We start from the raw sequence: 20,755 nt of genomic DNA, 5'->3' as shown, positions 1-20,755 counted from the left end.
GTGCTATCAATGCCAGTATCAGGAAGGATTGAGAAAAGAATCGGAATCCCTGACGGTGTCGACGCAGCCGTCGAAGAGGACAAGGTCACTATCTCGAGCCATGGATCCACCGTAGAGAGACGTTTCTTCCATCCTCTGGTCTCCGTTGACAAGGACGGGGATGAGATCGTGGTGTCATGTGAGTTCCCGAAGAAGAAGGAAGCGGCTTTGGTGGGAACGTTTGCATCCCACATAAGGAACATGATGCTGGGCACGGCGAAGGGATTCGAGTGCGAAATGAGGATTGTCTACGCTCACTTCCCGATGAAGGTCTCCGTGAATGAGGAACGGAGTATCGTGCTGATTGAGAACTTCTTGGGAGAAAGGCATCCCAGGACGGCGAGGATAATGGGTGAGACCGAGGTTACGGTCAAAGGGGACACTGTGAAACTTAAGGGTAACAGCAAAGAGGACGTGGGTCAGTCGGCCGCGAATATCGAGCAGGCCACAAAGATAAAAGGATTCGATCCTCGAGTCTTTCAGGACGGCGTATACATAACAGAGAAACCCAAGGTGCAGGAGAATGAGTGAGAAGAAGGCTAAGAAGGTCGAGAGGAAGGCAGAACCGCCAACGCTGACGGAGATAGGCAAGGCCAGAAAGGCTGAGCTCATCGAGATGTGCGAGTCCCAAGGGCTCGATACGGAAGGGACAGTCGCTGAACTCAGGAAGAGACTGAGGAGTCGTCTGAAAGAGGAAGAAGAGGAAATCGAGATCATAGAGGAAGAGGCGGTACGACCAAAGATAAAACCCGTTCTGGATGATGAGACAAAGCTGCTTCTCAAGGTCAGAGAGAAGCAGAAGCGGAAGAGACCCGCGTTCAGGAGACAGGAGTGGTTTAGGTACAAGAAGTTGGGCAAGAGCTGGAGGAAACCACGCGGCCTTCATTCAAAGATGAGAAAGGGGTTGAAGTACAGACCCAAGATGGTGTCGGTCGGATATCGATCACCGCGAAAGGCCAGAGGACTCCATCCTTCAGGCTTTAGGGATGCCCTCATCCACAATGTGAAAGAACTAGAAGTGCTCGATCCGAAGACCCAAGCGGCTCGCATCGGGCACTCGGTGGGGACCAGGAAGCGTGTTGAGATTGAGGCAAGAGCAGACGAGATTGGAATCCGCATACTGAACAGGAGCATGGTTCATGAACCTGAAGAATCAGAGGAGAATGGCAGCCAGTCTTCTTAAGTGCGGGGTCAACAGGGTGTGGATCGACCCGCTCCGAATGGAAGATGTAGCCGATGCCATAACAAGAACAGACATCCAAATCCAGATTGATGCAGGAACGATAAAGGCTAAGCAGAAGAAAGGGATCTCCAGAGGCCGGACAAGATACTACAGAGGCCAGAGGAAGAAGGGGAGAGGCAGAGGCCAGGGAAGCCGGAAGGGCACCAGCAAGGCCAGGAAGCCGAAGAAGGAAAGGTGGATTCAGACCATCCGGCCGATAAGGGAAAGACTGCGTGAACTCCGAGACGAGGGGAAGATAGACGTATCGACTTACAGGAAGTTCTATCTCCAGGCGAAGGGCGGAGTCTTTAAGAGCAAATCGCACCTCGAGACGCACCTTAGGTCAGGCGGATATCTTAAGGGGGATGAATGATGGTCAGGGGTCCGAGAAAAAGAGTGGCATTCCGGAGGAGGCGCGAGGGAAGGACGGACTATAGGCTCAGGTCGAGGTTGCTGAGGTCCGGTCTGCCGAGGGCTGTCGTCAGAGCTTCCAATAGGAGCACGTCGGTCCAAGTCATGAGTTACGACCCCACCGGTGACAGAGTGCTCAGTTCGGCGGTCTCGACCGAGCTCAGGAAGCTGGGTTGGGAGAGATCGACGTCAAGTATCCCGGCGGCCTATCTCACTGGATATCTGGCTGGCAGAAGGGCGCTTGAGAATGGCGTAGAGAAGGCCGTGCTCGACATGGGCTTGCACGTGCCTACGAAAGGGTCCAGGGTCTTCGCTTCACTGAAGGGGCTGTTGGACGCAGGCCTCCAGATACCCTGCGGCGAGGAGATACTCCCGAGCGAAGAGAGGACAAGAGGAGAACATATCGGCGAGGACGCTGTCAAGGCGTTTGAGGCAGTGATGTCCAAGATGGAGGACGGCAAATGAGGTATAAACCGGACTGGCAGCCCAAGACAAGGCTCGGGAAGATGGTCTTCCGCGGGGAGATATCAAGCATGAGGGAAGCGCTGGATACAGGCCTTCCGCTCAAGGAGCCACAGATCGTGGACATCCTGCTCCCCAATCTTGGCGATGAGGTTCTTGACGTTAACATGGTCCAGAGGATGACGGACAGCGGACGGAGGGTCAACTTCGTTATCGTGGCCGTCGTCGGCAATGAGGATGGCTACGTGGGGCTGGGAAGGACCAAGGGGAAAGAGGTTGGCCCGGCAATAAGGAAGACGATAGATGCTGCGAAGCTAAACGTTGTCGAAGTGAAGAGGGGTTGCGGATCCTGGGAATGCGGGTGTGGAAGAGCACACTCCCTTCCGTTCCAAGTCAAGGGCAAGAGCGGATCGGTTGAGGTCGTTCTGAAACCCGCACCGAGGGGCATTTCCCTCGCCGTGGGAGGCGTTGCGAGGAGCATACTCAGGTTGGCGGGCATTAAGGACGCTTGGGGCTTCACCAAGGGACACTCCAGGACCACGGTGAACTACGCTTTCGCCGCGTTCGATGCACTGAAGCAAACGGGCGCCATGAAGATGTCTGAAGAGCAATCCAAAATCCTGTGCATAGTCTCCGGACCAACCGAAATTCGGGCAGAAGGCGACACGTCAGAACCCGTGGAGACCGAGGGTGAACCGAAAGAGGAGAAGAAGACCTCGGAGGCACAGGGGGAGGAAGGAGAGAAAGCAAAGGAGAAGTCTGAATGACATACGCGGTCATCAGGATCAGAGGCACTATCAATATCTCGAAGGATATCGCCGACACGATGAGATTCCTCAGGCTGAACAAGTCAAACCACTGTGTCGTCATCCCGGAAAATCCACAATACAACGGGATGCTCCAGAAGGCGAAGGACTACATAACCTGGGGCGAGATCCAGCCGGAAACCCTGGCCAGAATGCTTGTCACCAGAGGTTCGGCCGCTGGCGAGAAGATAACAGACTCATACGTCAAGAAGAACTCCAAGTTCAAATCAGTGATCGCGTTTGCAAAGGCTGTCGCAAAAGGAGATGAGGGCATGGGTTCGCTGAGCGGGCTCGGTCCGGTCTTGCGACTCCACCCGCCACTGAAGGGCTTCGAGGGCATCAAGAAGCCATATACGCTCGGTGGGTCTCTCGGATACCGAGGGGAAAAAATTAATGACCTATTGACCAGAATGCTGTTCGTTCACGAGGGCTGAGAATGGGAAGGACATCGAAATTCAGAGCGAAGAGGACTCACGGAAGAGGCAAGAAGGCAGGCAGAGGCGCTGGCAAGCGAGGAGGCAGAGGTAACGCCGGTCTTCACAAGCACAAGTACATGACTGCAGTCAAGATGAAAGACCCCTATTTCGGTGACCACGGCTTCAAGAGACATCATAGTCTTGTGGTGAAGAAGAACACAATCAATCTCGCAGAGGTTGAGGAGAGGCTCGATGAGATCACAGTAGAGGGGTTCGCAGAGAAGTCCAAGAACATCGTCACTGTGGACCTGGGGAAGATGGGGATAGACAAGCTGCTTGGGCGAGGGCAGGTCAGGACAAAGATGAAGATAATCGTTAGCGAAGCATCCGAATCCGCCACCCAGAAAGTCCAGAAGGCAGGAGGAGAAGTAGTCACGTCAGGAACGGAGGAATCGGAGAGGAACGACTGATGGTCGAAGAGGGAAAGAGCAGGTTATACGCCCTGAAACCCATCACGGACAGGCTCCCCGCGGTTGCGAAGCCCGTTGGGCATGTCCACTTCAGGACCAAAATGCTCTGGGTCGTTCTCATCCTCGTCCTGTACTTCGCTCTGACCAACGTATTCATATACGGTCTTGACCCGGCAGAAACCATAGATGTATTCGCGAGTCTCCGAGCTATCCTGGCTGGGGCACAGGGCTCGCTGATGCATCTGGGCATAGGTCCAATCGTGACCGGGTCCATCATCATGCAGCTCTTCGCGGGATCGAAGATCATCAAGCTTGACCTGACCAACGACGAAGACAAGTCCGTGTACCAGGGCACACAGAAGCTCCTCGTCATCATCATGATAGTCGTGGAAGCCATACCACAGGTCTTCGGCTTCCTTCATCCCTCGGGGGACTTCGTTTCGAGAATGGAGGGGTTCGCCCCAGGACAGGGAGAGATGATGGCGAACTCTCTGATAGTGGGCCAGCTGGTCATCGGTAGCTATCTGGTCTTCCTGATGGACGAGGTCGTCTCGAAATGGGGCATAGGAAGCGGCGTCAGCCTGTTCATTGCTGGCGGAGTCTCTCAGCAGATCTTCGTCGGCACGTTCAACTGGATACCCGCTGAGGCTGGGGGGGTGCCCCCGGGGACCATACCGAAGACGATGTGGTACCTCAACAACATGAGCGTTTCTGGTGTTTCCCAGGGAGGTCTTGAGCAGATTCTCCTCCAGGATCCGAATCCTGTGATTGCCTTGGTGGGAACCATGGTTATCTTCCTCATCGTGGCCTATGCGGAGTCCATGAGAATCGAGCTTCCCTTGGCGCACGGCGCTGCCCGAGGTGCCAGGGGGAGGTATCCGATACGTCTCATCTATGCATCCAACATACCGGTCATACTGATGGCGGCCGTGCTGGCAAACGTGAGCATGTTCTCCCTCCTCTTCTGGAACAACCCGGACTGGCCCATTGTTGGACAGAACTGGATGATTGGTTCATACCCAACGTCGGCAGCGGACGCGGAGGCTTTAGGTATCTCGCGTACGACGCCCATGACGGGAGTGGCCTACTACCTCTCGACCGTGATGGGTGTGGGTGATTGGCTCCTTCCGCTTTTAGGTCCAGACAGTTATGAACACCTCCTGAGAGGCCACTCGTATGTGCAGGTGGTGGCTCACCTTCTAATCTACGTGGGGGTGATGGTCGTAGGCTCGATAATCTTTGCCAAGTTCTGGATCGAGACTACAAACATGGGACCGGAAGCGGTTGCCAAGCAGATTGAGGGTAGCGGGATGCAGATTCCAGGGTTCAGGCGGGACCCGCGAGTTCTCAGGAGAGTGCTGGAAAGGTATATCCCCGTGGTGACGGTCATTAGCGGAGCGGCTGTCGGCTCCTTGGCCGCGGGTGCAGACTTGTTAGGGACTGTCGGAAATGCCAGCGGAACGGGGGTTCTGCTAGCTGTGGGCATATTGATCCAGTTCTACGAGGCGATGGGCAGAGAACAGATGATGGAGATGCACCCGGTTCTGAGAGGGTTCTTTGGCTCGGAATGATCTCATCTGAGCAAAGCGAGGAGCAAGGCCTTCTGCGCGTGGAGGCGGTTCTCAGCCTGGTCGAACACGATTGACTGGGGGCCGTCAATCACTTCACCGGTGATTTCCTGTCCCCGGTGCGCGGGAAGGCAGTGCATTATTAGGCAGTCGGGGGAGGCCAGCGCGACAAGATCCGAGTTCACTTGGTATTCACTGAAGGCTTCGAGCCTCTTCTCGCCATCTGTGTCTCCCATGGAGACCCATACATCCGTATAGATCACGTTGGCCTCGTGGACGGCTTCTCTCGGGTCCCTCAAGACGTCGCACCTGGACCCCGCTCGCGAGGCCAGCCTCCGAGCGTCTTCGACGATGCCCTGATCCGGCTCGTGCCCCTCAGGACAGGCAGCCGAGATGTCGATGCCGGTGATTGAACATGCGAGCAGAAGGGAGTTGCAGACGTTGTTCCCGTCACCGACGTAGGCCAGCTTCAATCCCCTGGGCGTCCTCCTCTCGGCAATCGTCACGACATCCGCTAGGGCCTGACAAGGGTGTTCGAGATCATCGAGTGCGTTGATCACCGGGATGGAGGAATTCCTCGCTAGATCAAGCACCATCTCGTGGTCGAAGGCCCTGTAGGCGATGCAGTCAACGTACCTGCTCAGTGTTCTCGCCGTGTCCGAGATCGTCTCGCCCCTTCCGAGCTGGGTGTCCTGCGGATTGAGGAACAGCGACCTCCCGCCAAGCTGGTTCATCGCGACCTCAAAAGAGACGCGCGTCCTGGTGCTGCTTTTCTCGAATATCATTGCCAGTGTCCTGCCCTTAAGAGGCTCGTCATTCTCACCCGATCCATCTCGCTTCTTCAGGTCAAGCGCCGACTGGACCAGTTCCGCAAATTCATCTCTCGCATCGAGCACCGAAAGGTAATCCTTCTGCATCATCGTGTCCTAGATATCGCAGGCTAACAATAAGCTTTCGACGTGATGGGAAATATCAGCATTGATAACAAAACACAAATCCTTATATGAGTTCAAGTGTTCGGAAAGAACCTGAGGAATAAGCGTTGGGGGAATCCCTTTGAAAAAGAAGATGAAGATGAAGATATGCATGGTCGGCGAAGGTGCAGTGGGAAAGACCAGTCTGATTCGAAGGTTCGTTCTCGATGAGTTCGACGACAAGTATCTCCAGACCCTGGGAACCAAGGTATCCAAGAAGGAAATCGCTGTGGATGTCAAGGAAAAGGATGTGGAGCTTCAAATCGACATGACCATATGGGACATAATGGGTCAGAAGGGATTCCGAGAGCTTCTGAAGGAGGCCTATTTCTACGGAGCCAAAGGCGTAATCGCGGTCTGCGATATGACACGCAAGGACACGCTTTCCGAGCTGGACGATTGGATTGAGGGGGTCTACAGCGTGACCGGGAAGGTTCCCATAGAGTTCCTCGCGAACAAGATTGACCTGAAGGATGACAGAGCGCTCGCCGAGAATGATCTGGAGCAAGCGAGCCGAGCGTACGACTCGAGATTCTACTACACGAGCGCCAAGACTGGAGAGAACGTGGAGTTGGCGTTCAAGGAGCTGGCGGAGAAGATCGCTCGCCAGAAAATGGGAGAGCTCGAGGACTAGTATCAACGCTGATAATCTCGCAGAAACCTATATCTGAGAACTTCCGTCTTCTTCCAACTACATCCATAGGGGATGGTGACAGATGTTCGGAAGCAGCGACACCATGAAAGTGAAGATATGCTTGGTTGGTGAGGGTGCGGTCGGCAAGACCAGCCTCATCAGGAAATATGTGCTCGACGAGTTTGATGACAGGTACATATCCACTCTGGGAGCGAAGATAACGAAGAAGGAGCTGATGGTTGAATCCCCAGACAATGGCAGCGAGATCCGAATCGACATGACGATTTGGGACATCATGGGAGAGAAGGGCTTCCGCGAGCTGCTCAAAGAGGCGTATTTCCACGGTGCACAGGGGGTCCTCGCTGTCTGCGATGTAACAAGGAAGAACACCCTCCCCGACCTGGAGAGTTGGATAAGCGCAATCGAGACTGTCACCGGGAAGCTACCCATCCAGTTCCTGGCCAACAAGGCAGATCTGAAGGACCAGCTAACTTTCACTGAGGGTGAACTGCGAGAAATGAGCGCCAAGCATAAATCTCCCTACATTTTCACGAGCGCTAAGACGGGCGAGAATGTGGACAAAGCCTTCTTCGCAATCGCCGACGCAATCACGAAGAGAAGGGTCGCCTAGTCTGAGAATACGGATTGATAATCAGTGCTGATAGCCGTACGAAAAGTGCTATTTATCGTGCGGATTATTCATAGGGGCGATGGAGGCATCATGATGAGTGACGTAAGAAACATCAAGATGAAGGTTTGTCTCATTGGAGAGTACGCCGTTGGTAAGACGAGTCTGATACAGAGATACGTCTACAACACTTTCAGTGACAGGTACATACAGACGATTGGTGCGAAAATCACAAAGAAGGCCCTTCTGCTCCAGTATCCTGAGCGGAGAACGAATCTTGATGTCGACCTAACGATCTGGGACATCATGGGAGAGAAGGGGTTCCGGGAGCTGCTCAAAGAGGCGTACTTCTACGGTGCCCAGGGGATGTTGGCTGTTTGCGACATGACCAGGGAGGACAGCTACTACGAACTCCCCACGTGGATTAGCGCTGTAGAAAAAGTGGCAGGATCCGTTCCTGTGGTCTTCTTGGGAAACAAGATAGATCTCGCGGAGTCCAAGACCGTAGAGGAAGATGACATGAAGATGATGGGGGAATCCTACGACTCATCTTACCTTCTGACAAGTGCGAAAACAGGAAGGAACGTGGAGACCGCGTTCATGAGAATTGCAGATAAAATCGCGGGAAAGGATGTCCTTGCGTAGGATTCATTCTCAATCTCGATAATTGCGGGGTAGGGTTCTTAATGGCGTCTTCAGATGTGTTTCCCATAATGTCTCCGGAATCGAACGACGTCGAGATAATGAAGACAAAGATCTGCCTTGTCGGAGAGGCGGCAGTGGGCAAGACCAGCCTGATTCGGAGGTATGTCCTTGACATGTTCGAGGATCTCTACATAGCTACGCTGGGAGCCAAGGTAACGAAGAAAGGCTTGCTGCTCCCGAAGCTCGATGGCGGCAACGACATTAAGGTCAACCTGATGATCTGGGATATCATGGGAGAGAAGGGGTTCCGAGAACTCCTCAAGGAAGCTTACTTCCATGGAGCCCAGGGTATACTGGCAGTCTGCGATGTCACCCGAAAGGACACGCTCTTGGAACTGAAGAACTGGATCGACTCGGTCACCAAGGTCACCGGCGAAGTCCCCGTAAGGTTCGTTGCCAACAAAATCGACTTGAAGGATGAGGCGCAGTTCGGAGAGGATGATGTGAGGGAGCTGAGCGAGGAAATAGGTTCATCTTACCTCATGACCAGTGCAAGGACGGGAGACGGGGTGGAGCAAGTTTTCGAGGAGATTGCGAGACTCATTGTGAAGAACATTGAGAGATAGTCCTCCAGAGTCTCTCTTCTTCGTTCTGTGGTTCGAGGAATCGTCTTGCCAGAGTCCGCCGTTCATATACAAACATTTAAGAGGGTGCAGAATTTATATCAGAACTGCCTAGGTATGGGTGCATCCAGATTGGTGAATCGATGAGTGGGGAGCCCGCGAACTATTCAGATGATGAGGACTTGCCTCCGATAGATGAGTGGATGGTGGGTCAGGACATCGAGTCCACTGCGGAAATAGAGATACCTTCAAGCCTCGTGGAACAGGTGATAGGTCAGGACGAGTCCGTTGTGGTCATCAAGAAGGCCGCAGAGCAGAAAAGGCATGTGATGCTCATAGGCGATCCAGGGACTGGAAAGTCGATGCTCGCCAACTCCATGGTGGAGCTGCTCTCCAAGGAAGAGCTCCAGGACATTCTCGTCTATCACAACCCTGACGACCCAAATGAGCCTAGGATAAGGGTAGTGCCCGCTGGCAAGGGAAAGGAAATAGTGGGTGCCCAGAAAGCAGAGGCCATGCAGAGAAGGGAGCAAAAAGCCTCTCTAATGATGACCATCATGTTCATAATCGTGGGGCTGGCCGTAATGCTCTCCATAAGGTACGACAGCGCCAGCGGAGCGATTTCTTTCGACCCCACGCCACTGATGATCGGCATTCTGATAGCAGTCATAGTTTTCATGTTCTCAAGATATACTGGACGCAAGCAGGAGGCCATGATGATACCCAAACTGCTGGTGTCCCACGATCCTGATGATCTTCCGCCTTTCATCGATGCCACAGGATCTCATGCCGGCGCTCTCCTTGGAGATGTGAAGCACGATCCCTTCCAGTCGGGCGGTCTAGAGACACCGTCTCACGACAGAGTGGACGCGGGTGCAATCCACCGCGCCCACAAGGGCGTTCTCTTCCTCGATGAGATCAACATGCTGAGGTTGGAAAGCCAGCAGAGCCTGCTTACCGCCTTGCAGGAGAAGAAGTTCAGCATAGTCGGTCAGAGCGAGAGAAGCTCCGGAGCCATGGTGAAGACAGAAGCCGTTCCCTGCGATTTCATACTCGTGGCGGCTGGGAATCTGGATGCGGTCTCCGGCATGCATCCCGCCCTGAGGTCCAGAATAAGAGGCTACGGCTACGAGGTCTACATGAAGAACATCATGAGTGACACGCACAGCAACAGAGTGAAGCTCATCAGATTCGTAGCCCAGGAAGTGGCCAAGGACAAGAAGATCCCTCACTTCGATAAGGGCGCGGTCACCGAGATCCTCCGAGAGGCGAGAAGGCGGAGCGGGAGGAAGGGAAGGCTGACCTTGCGCTTGAGAGAGCTGGGCGGCCTCATCCGAGTCGCTGGGGACATCGCCACAGAGGATAAGGCTCCGCTCGTCACAGCTGATCACGTTTACAGGGGAAAGAAGATTGCCAGGTCGCTCGAGCAGCAGATCGCAGACAGGATAATAGAAGACAGGAAGATGTACGCCACATCCATGGTTGAGGGAGAGGCTGTCGGAGTTGTCAACGGTCTGGCGGTCCTGCACGGTGCAAGCGGCATGGTGGAATTCTCCGGCATCCTTCTTCCGATTGTGGCTGAGGTGACTCCAGCCCAGACGAAGGATGGCGGGAAGATAATCGCAACGGGGAAGCTGGGAGAGATAGCCAGAGAATCCGTGCAGAACGTGTCCGCCCTAATCAAGAAGTTCACGGGCCAGGACATAAGCAATCACGATATTCACGTTCAGTTCGTCGGAAGCAGCGAAGGAACAGAAGGGGATTCCGCTTCCATATCGGTTGCCACGGCTGTGATATCCGCACTTGAGGATGTAGAGGTCGACCAGAGCGTCGGAATGACGGGGTCGCTGAGCGTCAGAGGGCAGGTCCTTCCGGTTGGTGCCGTGACGGCCAAGATAGAGGCGGCTGCAGAGATGGGTCTCAAGAAGGTGATAATTCCCAAGTCCAATATGAAGGATGTCCTGCTGGAGGACAAGTACATAGGGGAGATCGAAGTGATTCCAGTCGAGACTCTCAAGGATGTTCTAGTGCACGCGCTCGTCGGAAAGAGGAAGGAGGGTCTTCTGGAGAAACTGGCCGCGTTGGTCTCGAAACCGACGACACCAGCCGATAGAGCCATTCCCCAATAGGAAGGGGTTCATTTGAGCCGGACGGAAAGCTGCGACGAATACGCATTTCATAAGGAATTGGACAGCGAGCTCGACGACGGATCTTGCGAGCATTGCTCGAAGTACCTGACTGTCTACTGCCCCCACATAGATGAGTTCTTTGAGGAGAGTTTCGATGAGGACTGACGCATGGCCACTCTTCATTGGCAGATTTCAACCCTTTCACAGAGGACACCTGGCCATGGTGAAACTGATACGAGAAGAACACAGCGGCATCAGGTTCGGAATAGGGAGTTCCCAGTACAAGGATACTAAGAAGAACCCCTTCTCGTTTGAGGAGAGGGCCGTGATGATAAGGTCAACGATGGAGAAGGAGGGGTTCGAGAATTATGAGATCGTGGCAATCGAGGACTTGCACAACGACAAACTGTGGGTCGACCGAGTTGCGGACCTCGTCCCTGACCTGCAGGTTGTCTACTCGAATGACCCATTGACAATCAGACTCCTCCAGGAAAGGGGCTTTGACGCGAGGGCTATGCCTCTGGTGGAGAGGGACGCGCTCTCAGGGACCGAAGTCAGAAGGCGCATGCTGGAGGACGGAGACTGGGAGGCACTGGTTCCTCCCGCTGTCCGAGACGTCCTCGTCGAGATGGGCGGACTTGAAAGAATCCGAAGAACAGCCGGCAAGACCTCAGATACAGACGAGGACTAGAAGCACGGAGACGGATAGACCCGCGAGTATCAGGTGAAGTCTCCTCCTTCTCGATTTCCCTGGCCTTCTGGCTCTGCAGAACGGTGGGATCATTCCTCTGTTCCGAGGCATGATGTAGATTCCCTCACCATCGGTCATGTCCAGGGAGATGTGGCTTGCGAAGCCCACGAACAGGGAGATGAGGAGGAAGCCTGTCCACACATCACCCGCCACGACAGCGGTCGCGACACAAATGGCGGAAAGCAGTGACATAGTGAACAACGAATGAACCGCCGAAGACCTCTTTTCATCAGAGCGATGGTCCAAGTCGACAAGAATGGACACGATAGCGGCGTAGAAAGTGAACTCGCTAATCCCCTCACCGACCAGTGTGAAGCTGACCAGACCTTGAACCGCGGCCGCCAACAGAACATGAATGAGGAGAGCGGGCACGTGGTCACCCCACGAACAGGATTATGAGGGGGAGGATCAGACAACCCATCAAGTGGACCCTTTTGACCCCGACCAGAGGCGGAATCATGCCAAGACACGTTGCAAGGAGAGCGATTACCAGTCCGAGCAACCCGCTCAATAGGAAGACCATTGCGATGAGAAGGAGAATGATCGAGTAGACCAGCTTCCTATAATCTAAGTTTGAGCAGGCAAGAGCGAACCTCCGCCCAATCTTCTTCGTGAGGATGAAGCCGATACACGCTGCGATGACTCCAGAGAGGAGAAGAGTTGTCATTGCTAGAGGAACTAGCTCGATCTCGGTCCACGGCACGAGAGCGTCACCCAACGCGCCTATCATTGCATTCATGACACCGCTCCTGGCCCTGAGCAGCACAAAGAGCGCCAGAAGTGTGAAGAAGCAACTGGATGTGTTCACCGCCGATACCGCGACGATGAAATCCTTCTCCGAGTCGCCTTTCTTCTCCCTATCGTCCAGCATCTTTGCGATCACTGTCGCGGTTGCGTTGCTGATTCCGGGAAACCAACCCGCAAAGCATCCCGCTAGTGCACCCTTGAGACCTGAGGAGAAATGACCTCGGAAGAGTTCTCCTTCATTGATTTCCACGCATTGCTCGGGGACTCCAGTGTTCCTCGCAAGGCTCAGAATCAGTGTGGAAAAACCGAACAGCCCTGTGAAGAGGGGGAAGAGGCCGACCGAGCTCTTGTCAATAACGAGGGAGGGGAAAGGGAACCAGTTGATTCCAAAGAGACCGCTCGAGAGAACGACATATCCCAACAACCCGGAAGCCAGAAACACACCGAGTGCCCAGATCTTGGTCACAAGGGCCTGTCGATACGAAGGAGATGGTTCGACTACCGCCGCAATGTATGCCTTGTCACCCTCCGCGAGTCTGCAGGGGAGCTCGAGCTCCACTCTCACCGATCCATTCTCAGTCGAAAGCAGGACGGATTGAGACTTCCGCCTCAGAATCGTTCCCTTGGCAACTACCGCCTTCCACAACTGATCCGAGAGAGGGGACTCTGTCTCGCCTCCCACGAGATTCTGCATCCGCTGGAACTCCCGCTCGTTGTCCAAGATGCCACCGGAAGTGCAGCGGAGCACAGGCCTGCATCTTTCCATTCTCGTCCGCTCACTCACAATGAGCATGGTGACGACCGTCACGAGTATGAACGGTATCGACCACGAGAGCTTCTCGTAGACGTGAAGTGGACTCCCCATCAGGAATCTGGCGGGGAACAACAGGCACAGGAAGAAGAACAATGCAACCAGGCTCCCGAATGCGGAGAGGAGGACGGCCTCGTATCCTCTGCCCTTCAGCAACATTCTATGGCCCGGCAGCACGGAGAGCGCGGTGTCCGCGTCAGGCGCGCCAAGGAACACAGATGGTATGTAGTCGAGGAAGGTGTGCGAGACTGCGTTGGCGATGATGATGCAACATATGAGGATGAGGATGTCTGAACTGGTTGGACCGGCCCAGCCAACGAGAAAGGAGACGAGTGCGGTCAGCTGAGCGTGCAGAGCCACGAAGGAGGCCGCGACGAGATTCACATGAATACCAGGCGTCAAGCCCGTGATCACACCGAGCGCGGTGCCCACTATCGAAAGGAAGACAACGCACAGCACAAGCAGGACAGGTTCCACTAGCTCAGTATCGAGGGATTTCAGCTTAACCTTGATTGAAAATACACATGTCCGATTGTCTCACATCAAACCCGTATTCCAGAAACGTTCGATGACTGGACGTTTTGTCCAGGAAAGACCTTTAATATCCATTGGCCAATCGTGTTCAAGGATGCACTATCTCGCGAGGAAGCTGTCGGAAGAGATGCTGAAGAGGAATGAAGTCCTGATTGTCAGTCACATAGACGCCGACGGAATCGCCGCGGGCTCCATTGCCTCCGGTTCCCTCACGCAAGCTGGAATCGACCATGACATCCTGTTCGTGAAGAGCCTTGACGATGATGCGGCCGGGAGAATCCTCGAACGAAGTCCCGAGTTCGTGTGGTTCACAGATATCGGTGCCGGCAGTTACAACCTAATCTCCGAGATTCCTGGAATCATCACCGATCATCACGTTCCATCGGAATCGTTCGCGGGAGGAGACAGGGGTCGCCTTCTTCCTCCGATCCGGGGAAAGGGGCCCAACATGCTGAATCCGCACATGTACGGCCTGGATGGCTCTCTGGACTTGAGCGGAGCGGGAGTGACCTACATCCTCGCAAAGGAGATGAACAGTGAGAACGTACGCCTTTCCGGTCTCGCGATTGTGGGTGCAGTTGGAGATATGCAGGACCAGAACCACAGACGGCTCATCGGCTCGAACAGGAAGATACTCAGTGACGCTGAGGAACACGGCTCTGTGAGAATCGATACGGACATCCGTTACTTCGGGAGAGAGACTCGCCCCGTGCCCAGGCTCCTCAAGTACTCGACCGACCCATTGTTGCCCGGCCTCAATGGCAACCACAGCGCATGCGTCACGTTCCTAGAAGAGATCGGGATACCTGTCAAGGCAGGGGATGATTGGAGATGCTGGTCCGACCTGAGCTCCTCTGAGAAGCAGAGGCTTGTCTCTGCTCTCGTGACATTGCTGCTGGAATCGGGCCTGGGTCGTGAGCACATCGAGAGAATCGTGGGCGAGTGCTACACGCTCGTTCAGGAGAAGGAGAAGTCCGTCCTCCGCGACGCAAAGGAGTTCGCCACACTGTTGAATTCCTGCGGCAGATATGACAAGGCGGGAATCGGCATGGAGATATGTCTCGGGAACAGAGAGGAGAGGCTGGATGAGGCGCTCAATCTGCTCCGGACGCACAGGGGGTATCTTGTCGAGTCCCTCAAGGTGGCCGCCGACACGGGAATCATCGAGTTGGACCACCTCCAGTATTTTCATGGAGGAACAAGAATAAAAGACACTGTCATCGGAATCACAGCAGGGATCCTAATGTCCTCTCCCGAGATCGACAAGTCGCGTCCTCTCTTCGCCTTCGCGCATTCAGACGAGGGAGTGAAGGTCTCTGCCAGGGCGACGAAGACCCTTGTTTCGAGGGGTCTTGACCTTTCGGTTGTCATGAGGGAGGCTGCCGAAACTACGGGCGGGGCAGGAGGAGGCCATAATGTCGCCGCCGGTGCGACCATCCCGTACAACAGAGAGGAGGAGTTCCTCGAACTGGCGCAGAATATCATTATGAACCAAATGAGGCCGGAGTGAGTCTCCTCACTTCTTCAGTCTTCTTATCCCGCCCAGGATGACCGCAACCGACAGAAACGCGACGAGAAGAAGTGCGGTCTCGAAGCCAGGGACGGGCTCCTCGTTTTCCACCGTGATGGACAAGACGTCTGTCTGCGAGTAGGTTCCGGCAACGTCGTAGACCTTTGCGTATATCGTGTGGGAACCGTCAGAGAGCGTTGTCGTGTCGATATCGTGCTGCCATGTCGTTGTTCCTTCTACCTCGACCCAGAGCCCGTCATCGGTCTTCAGGAAGACCTCGGATAGTGTCCTGCCCCCAGTGCAGCTCCCCTCAACGGTCAAGTCGCCCGAAACGGAACCGCCCGAGGGACTAGTAATCGTGACTACCGGCGGATCTCCGAACATGACATTGACTGACTGATAGATCCCGCCATCTGAATCCACCTGAAGAAAAGCCGCGGCACCCATGTTCTCGACGACCCACGACCCGTCCAATGCGAAGGTCACCGACTCGATCGTTGGAGAGCTCACCAGATCCACCGAAGTCTCGTTGTATGCCCTTGCGGTGTAGTTGTATATCTTACCGCCATCCTCCAGGATGTTCTCGAACAAGACGACCCTGAGAAAGAGATTCTGGCCTACCAGCGATTCGCTACTGTCCATTGATGTGTTGAGCGTTACGGATCCGCCGCCCAGGTCGTATGTGAGTCCCATGCTCACGGGTGTATCGACCTGGAGGCTCTCCTGGACAAAGGTAAGATACCTGTCGAAGGTCTCTTCGTAGGATGTCGCTTCATCGCTCTTGAACTCGCCGTCGAGGAACAAAGAGGGGAGTCCTGGATCTCCATACGTGTGCCTGCGAGCATCCGATTCATTGATTCTCATCGGGTCGGTCATGGTCACGTGATATTGAATGACGGACAGTCGTTCTGGACCGATGACTCTCAGCAGTCTGTCAGCAACGGCATCGGCGTACGGGCAGCCTGCGCACCAAGTTGCCGTGAGCAACTCGAGCGTGACGGTCCTATCGCCGTCCGCACGCGTTCCTGGCGGGTCCGCTGGCACACTCTCTTGCGCCGGAATGGCTGTCATCAACATGCAGGCAAGGCTCAGGACCGCAGCTACTCTCAGGAGACTCAACTTCCCACCGTACCTGGCAATATACAGGCAATCAGTTATTAATAGTCCACGTCTGTGATTGCTCCAGTGTCATTGAACCCTAGATATGATACGAGATTCCTGCCTGCTCCCGGTTCAATCCGAATCGTTGATCATGTCATACCCACTCCTACACCCTTCGCAAAGAGTCTCTGACGAGGTTGCCCAGCATTCCAGGGAGTCTGATGATGTTTGTCGCGAACGCATCGCGTCCACTAGTCGCTGTCCGCCTCGGGTGGAAGAGTCATCTCCGATGGCACCTTATAGCCCTTCTTCGACGCAATCGTGTCAACGGCGATCCCAACAACGAGGATTATGAGGTTGACCACCAATCCCACCGTAATCCAGTTGCCCACTTCGGGCACTCTCAGAATGCCTGTCAGATTGGAAAGGATTGCGATGGCGATCTCAAGCAGCGATAGAGGAAGGGCAAGGATGGCAATCGTGAACATCCTGTCTCGAGAGAATTTCCTCAGGAGTGCGTCCTGGTCGAGAGGACTCAGTTTATCTCCTATGGGTTGACTCCTCATCTGCCTTCTATACACATCAATCTCCTCATCCGGCATGTCTTCCGGTATCGGAACGAATCTGTCGAGAGGTCTCACGTATCCGACGAGGATTCCGAGAAGAACAAGAATGATGGCAAGGATCAGGGCAAGGAGGGGTTTCCAGTTGTACTCTCCCTCCTCCTCAACAACCTCGATTATGTAGGAGAGCTTGTTGTTCGTCTCGTTCGCCTCGGATATGGAGTCCATGTAGTCCACGTGGAAGACGACAACGTAAGTTCCAGCCTTCTCGGGAGCCCTCCAAGTGGCTTCGATCTCAGCTGTCGTCCTGCCTACGATTAGCGTTCCCTCCACTTTCCTGGCAAACGGGAGACTAGGCATCGTATCGTTGTAGAACGCGTTGTCGAACGGGCCTCCGGTAGTGTAGTTCCCTATGTTGACCACGGAGGCTGAGAGAGTGAGGGTTTCACCTGCCTTGGCTGGATGGGGTCCATCATATGGAAGCCCGTTGATCTTAGGACCCACTGCCACGAGGTCAGGTGGGAGTGGGGTCACAATGAGGACTACCTCGAGCACATTGTTTGCCTCGTCTACCTCGAGAACGTCATCGTAGAAATCGACCTCGAAGACAATGGTGACGTTCAGATAGTCCATGGGGGCGTGCCAGGTGGCGTTCAACCACAGAAACGCCCCAGGAAGGAGCAGAGGAACGCTCACGAGTACAAGCGGGCTGACCCTCTCGGTTGAGTTGTAGACCGAGACCGAGAAGCTGTCCTGAGTCACATTTGTTCCGGAGTTGAGCGCGATACCGGTGAGGAGCACAGTTTCCCCGCCAGTGACGGAAACTGGGGCGACGGGGGACGCATTGTCGACAAGGAAGTCAAATGCCATCAGATCCGGACCGACAACGCGGAATAGAATCTCGAACACGTTGTTGTCCTCATCGATTTCAGATACATTGTCCAAATGATCAACGGAAATGATAACAAGGTAGTCTCCCAAGGACTGCGGAGTCTGCCAAGCGACGTCAATCAGAGAAATGGACGCCGATGCATCCAGTGGCCCTAAGGGGCCGCTCAAATCAAACAGCTGGCCATCTTCGATGTATCCTACGGTAAACATATCGATGGAGAGAGCTCCCTGATTGTGAATGGTCACGTCGATGAGAACCTCGTCGGAGATGTCTACAATAACGGGACCAACTGGGGAATCCGAGTATCCGTACTGGTTGCTGTTCCCGCTCACGTCTATTGTGACATACAGAGGTATCAAGTCAGGACCCTTGACTACGATGGTCAGTGTGAAAACGTTGTTTGTCTCATTCAGCTCGACGATGTCGTTGGCGGAGTCAGCCACTATCGTGATTAGGTGGAGTCCTAGGACACCGGGATTCGTCCAGCTGGAGTTAGTCAGGATGCGCTCACCGGGACCCAGCGACGGACAGAGGTTCGAGTAGAAACCAACGGAGTCAGCGAAGTACTCCGTTAGGAATGTCCCATTCGTTCCGATGCCACCATGATTCTCTATCGCTGCTTCGATATGGACTATGGATGAGATGTTCACCTCTGCGGTTGGCGTCTCTGGATAAGTGTACTGCGTTGTCAGCCCGTCCACCGTCAGATTCACCTGCCACGGGATGATGTCGGGACCTTTGACGATGATTGTCAATGTGAAGATGTTGTTTGACTCGTTCACCTCAACAATCTCGTTCGCGGAATCTGCGACTACAGTGATAGTGTGCAGGCTCGGGACTCCGGGATTGACCCAGCTGGAGTTCATCGGGCTCGTTGCACCGGGACCCAGGGGATCGCTCAGGTTCGAGTGAAAGGCAATTGAGTTGTCCAAGAACTCCGTGAAGAACGTCCCATTCGTCCCGAAGTTGCCCTGGTTCGCGATCTCGACTTCCAGGCTAACGACAGAGGTTATGTCCACTTCGATAATCGGCGTCTGAGGATACGCGTACTGGGTTGTCACGCCGTCAACGGTCAGATTGACCTGGCTCGGGATGAGATCGGGACCGCCGATGACAAGGTGTATCGTGAACGTATTGTTGATTTCGCTTTCCTCCTGAATCTGGCTTCTATTGTCGACGGTGATGTTGATGTACCGGTCCCCCATATCAAAGGGGACACTGTGCCCGAGAACCCCAAAGGGTCCGTCCGTAGAACCTGGAAGCAGTGGTGGAACGTTGCTCCATTCGGCAATGAGGTCCTGGATTGGATTCAAGGGACCGTCACCGACATAGTAGACCGAAAGCTGAGTGTCGACGCCCGCTGGGGACTGGAAGACCCCAACGTTGCGGACGCTGGCAGTTATGTTCATCAGATCCCCGGGAAAGACGTAGATCGGATCCGAGACATAGTTAGTGGCCGATGCGTCAGGATAGATGAGGCTTGATCCATCCTGGAGCTCGACTACGATGTCAACTGGCGTCAGGTCGGGAACGTCCACGCCAAAGCAAACGACGAACGTATTGTTCGTCTCCGAGACCTCACTGATGTTTCCAGTCCCGTCAATACCGTAATCGACCGTGAGATTCAGGCAGTGATAGCCCGTTTGGTTGGGGATTTGGAGGTTGGACACAAAGGGACCTGTCGAACTGCCCGCCATGAGCGGACCCACCTGTCCGCTATTGAAGAGTGTCGAAACTGGCGGCCCGCCAGATATGCTCCCCGTGCTTACGATCACGACGTTGAACTGCGCGCCGGTCTCGTATCCGCCGACGTTTGTCGCGTTCAGGCTGATGGTTATGTCGTCGCCTGGGTTCACGGGAATCACATCAGAATGGAAAGGCGGGACGGCTATTGACGGGTCGGCGTAGGAGTAGTTTCCCAACGGCGTTTCAATCAGAATATCGCTTGGCGAGAGGTCGGGTCCCTCCACGCGAAGGAGAATCGCTGCAGAGTTATTGCCCTCGTCGTATTCAGTCACGTTGTCATAGAAATCCACAGTGTAGTTGAGGAGGCAGTCCCCGAGGAAGGGCAGGGCTGGCGCAGTCCAGATCGTGCTGAACCTCGCTCCCGGGGGTGCGGAGGATCCTGCATCTATCTCCTGTATCTCCCCGAGGTGCTCGAAGGCCCCGCAGGAGTCGTCAAGCGCGGCTGTGTTCAGGATTCGTATGAAGGGCGTCCCCGCGTTCGTCACGTTGGCCTCCACCACGTGGGAAGTGCCCGCCAGAACGACTATTGGTCCTATCGGCACAGCTGGGTCGTAGGGACCGGGATACTCGATTCCGTCGACGGCGATGGCGAAAGGCTGGAGGTCTGGTATCGGAACAACTACGTCCCACTGTTGAGTGTTGTCCGGATCGTTCCACATTATCGTATTCTCAAGCTCCCCGAAGGGGGGGAACTCACCGGGGTCGCCCGTCCCGTGGCTTGTGGCGTTCGTATCGAGCCCGCCAAAGGCAGTTGCGTCCAATTGAACGCGGTATGTGTCACCGTTGCTCCAGTTGACGTCCCGCTCAACCGCCTCAAGCGTGTACGCGTACCAGCCACCGCTGGTGAGGACCCATCCGGCTTTCGGAAAACGATTCCAGGAACCGCTGTGAAGTACCCACACAGCGAAGGGTGTGCTGTCTTCCCACGGGAGGCCCTGGAGAGGTGTGTCGTCCCAGAGGAAGATCCTCCCCTCCAAGTTCATCTCCTTGGGTTGGCCTGTCGTTGACTGTGCCAGCGTCACGATCGTGAGGAGCACGAGGAAGGACACCGCAATCGACCGCCGCTTCATCAT

General features: G+C 54.7%; 21 protein-coding genes. 16 read left to right on the top strand and 5 right to left on the bottom strand.

Going from position 1 to position 20,755, the window contains the following annotated elements:
* Window positions 1–9: 9 nt before the first annotated feature.
* From LN415_01230 to secY, 8 genes are read left to right on the top strand one after another with little or no spacing between them, the layout of a single operon-like run.
* Window positions 10–570: a 50S ribosomal protein L6 gene (locus LN415_01230; GenBank protein ID MCJ2555718.1), complete on the top strand. Its 561-nt coding sequence runs from the start codon at window positions 10–12 to the stop codon at window positions 568–570.
* Entirely contained in the window at window positions 563–1,222 is a 660-nt protein-coding gene (locus tag LN415_01225; protein MCJ2555717.1) for a 50S ribosomal protein L32e, read from the top strand. The genes LN415_01230 and LN415_01225 overlap by 8 nt, the downstream gene beginning before the upstream one ends.
* Window positions 1,179–1,634, top strand: a complete 456-nt coding sequence (locus LN415_01220) for a 50S ribosomal protein L19e (protein MCJ2555716.1) — start codon at window positions 1,179–1,181, stop codon at window positions 1,632–1,634. The genes LN415_01225 and LN415_01220 overlap by 44 nt, the downstream gene beginning before the upstream one ends.
* Window positions 1,631–2,137 carry a 50S ribosomal protein L18 gene (locus LN415_01215; GenBank protein MCJ2555715.1) on the top strand — a complete coding sequence of 169 codons (507 nt, stop codon included), beginning with the start codon at window positions 1,631–1,633 and terminating at the stop codon, window positions 2,135–2,137. The genes LN415_01220 and LN415_01215 overlap by 4 nt, the downstream gene beginning before the upstream one ends.
* On the top strand, window positions 2,134–2,901 hold the full coding sequence (locus LN415_01210; protein ID MCJ2555714.1) for a 30S ribosomal protein S5: 768 nt from the start codon (window positions 2,134–2,136) through the stop codon (window positions 2,899–2,901). Before LN415_01215 ends, LN415_01210 begins: the two co-directional genes overlap by 4 nt.
* The gene (locus tag LN415_01205) at window positions 2,898–3,374 is read left to right on the top strand and encodes a 50S ribosomal protein L30 (GenBank protein ID MCJ2555713.1); all 477 of its coding nucleotides are present in this window, start codon (window positions 2,898–2,900) and stop codon (window positions 3,372–3,374) included. Before LN415_01210 ends, LN415_01205 begins: the two co-directional genes overlap by 4 nt.
* A gap of 2 nt (window positions 3,375–3,376) precedes the next feature.
* Entirely contained in the window at window positions 3,377–3,826 is a 450-nt protein-coding gene (locus tag LN415_01200; protein ID MCJ2555712.1) for a 50S ribosomal protein L15, read from the top strand.
* Window positions 3,826–5,397: a preprotein translocase subunit SecY gene (gene secY / locus LN415_01195; GenBank protein MCJ2555711.1), complete on the top strand. Its 1,572-nt coding sequence runs from the start codon at window positions 3,826–3,828 to the stop codon at window positions 5,395–5,397. Before LN415_01200 ends, secY begins: the two co-directional genes overlap by 1 nt.
* A gap of 2 nt (window positions 5,398–5,399) precedes the next feature.
* Here the strand turns inward: secY and argF are convergent, their stop codons facing one another.
* Entirely contained in the window at window positions 5,400–6,311 is a 912-nt protein-coding gene (gene argF / locus LN415_01190) for an ornithine carbamoyltransferase (protein MCJ2555710.1), read from the bottom strand.
* Between the two features lie 139 nt (window positions 6,312–6,450).
* Here argF and LN415_01185 point away from each other — a divergent pair, with 139 nt between their 5' ends.
* The 7 genes from LN415_01185 to LN415_01155 all read left to right on the top strand — a co-directional run bounded on the left by LN415_01185 (window position 6,451) and on the right by LN415_01155 (window position 11,718).
* The gene (locus LN415_01185; GenBank protein MCJ2555709.1) at window positions 6,451–7,002 is read left to right on the top strand and encodes a GTP-binding protein; all 552 of its coding nucleotides are present in this window, start codon (window positions 6,451–6,453) and stop codon (window positions 7,000–7,002) included.
* Between the two features lie 82 nt (window positions 7,003–7,084).
* Window positions 7,085–7,633 carry a GTP-binding protein gene (locus tag LN415_01180; GenBank protein ID MCJ2555708.1) on the top strand — a complete coding sequence of 183 codons (549 nt, stop codon included), beginning with the start codon at window positions 7,085–7,087 and terminating at the stop codon, window positions 7,631–7,633.
* Window positions 7,634–7,723: 90 nt separating this feature from the next.
* Window positions 7,724–8,275 carry a GTP-binding protein gene (locus LN415_01175; GenBank protein MCJ2555707.1) on the top strand — a complete coding sequence of 184 codons (552 nt, stop codon included), beginning with the start codon at window positions 7,724–7,726 and terminating at the stop codon, window positions 8,273–8,275.
* 98 nt (window positions 8,276–8,373) lie between these two features.
* Window positions 8,374–8,901: a GTP-binding protein gene (locus LN415_01170; protein MCJ2555706.1), complete on the top strand. Its 528-nt coding sequence runs from the start codon at window positions 8,374–8,376 to the stop codon at window positions 8,899–8,901.
* A 200-nt stretch (window positions 8,902–9,101) separates the two neighbouring features.
* Window positions 9,102–11,027, top strand: a complete 1,926-nt coding sequence (gene lonB, locus LN415_01165; protein MCJ2555705.1) for an ATP-dependent protease LonB — start codon at window positions 9,102–9,104, stop codon at window positions 11,025–11,027.
* Window positions 11,028–11,039: 12 nt separating this feature from the next.
* Window positions 11,040–11,192, top strand: coding sequence for a hypothetical protein (locus LN415_01160; protein MCJ2555704.1), 153 nt, complete (start codon window positions 11,040–11,042; stop codon window positions 11,190–11,192).
* Window positions 11,182–11,718, top strand: a complete 537-nt coding sequence (locus LN415_01155; protein ID MCJ2555703.1) for a nicotinamide-nucleotide adenylyltransferase — start codon at window positions 11,182–11,184, stop codon at window positions 11,716–11,718. The genes LN415_01160 and LN415_01155 overlap by 11 nt, the downstream gene beginning before the upstream one ends.
* Here LN415_01155 and LN415_01150 read toward each other — a convergent pair.
* Both LN415_01150 and LN415_01145 read right to left on the bottom strand, forming a co-directional pair.
* Window positions 11,698–12,150 (bottom strand): hypothetical protein, encoded by a 453-nt coding sequence (locus tag LN415_01150; GenBank protein ID MCJ2555702.1) that lies wholly within the window; start codon window positions 12,148–12,150, stop codon window positions 11,698–11,700. The two genes, LN415_01155 and LN415_01150, sit on opposite strands and share 21 nt — an antisense overlap.
* 4 nt (window positions 12,151–12,154) lie before the next feature.
* Window positions 12,155–13,813 (bottom strand): tripartite tricarboxylate transporter permease, encoded by a 1,659-nt coding sequence (locus LN415_01145; protein MCJ2555701.1) that lies wholly within the window; start codon window positions 13,811–13,813, stop codon window positions 12,155–12,157.
* Window positions 13,814–13,964: 151 nt separating this feature from the next.
* Here LN415_01145 and LN415_01140 point away from each other — a divergent pair, with 151 nt between their 5' ends.
* Window positions 13,965–15,380, top strand: a complete 1,416-nt coding sequence (locus tag LN415_01140; protein MCJ2555700.1) for a DHH family phosphoesterase — start codon at window positions 13,965–13,967, stop codon at window positions 15,378–15,380.
* 6 nt (window positions 15,381–15,386) lie between these two features.
* Here LN415_01140 and LN415_01135 read toward each other — a convergent pair whose 3' ends face one another.
* Both LN415_01135 and LN415_01130 read right to left on the bottom strand, forming a co-directional pair.
* Window positions 15,387–16,499, bottom strand: a complete 1,113-nt coding sequence (locus LN415_01135; GenBank protein MCJ2555699.1) for an Ig-like domain-containing protein — start codon at window positions 16,497–16,499, stop codon at window positions 15,387–15,389.
* A 233-nt stretch (window positions 16,500–16,732) separates the two neighbouring features.
* Window positions 16,733–20,755 (bottom strand): hypothetical protein, encoded by a 4,023-nt coding sequence (locus LN415_01130; GenBank protein MCJ2555698.1) that lies wholly within the window; start codon window positions 20,753–20,755, stop codon window positions 16,733–16,735.

Source organism: Candidatus Thermoplasmatota archaeon, assembly GCA_022848865.1.
Taxonomy (GTDB): Archaea; Thermoplasmatota; Thermoplasmata; order RBG-16-68-12; family JAGMCJ01; genus JAGMCJ01.
Note: the sequence above shows the minus strand (reverse complement) of the source record. Positions and strands in the feature narration are given on the sequence as shown.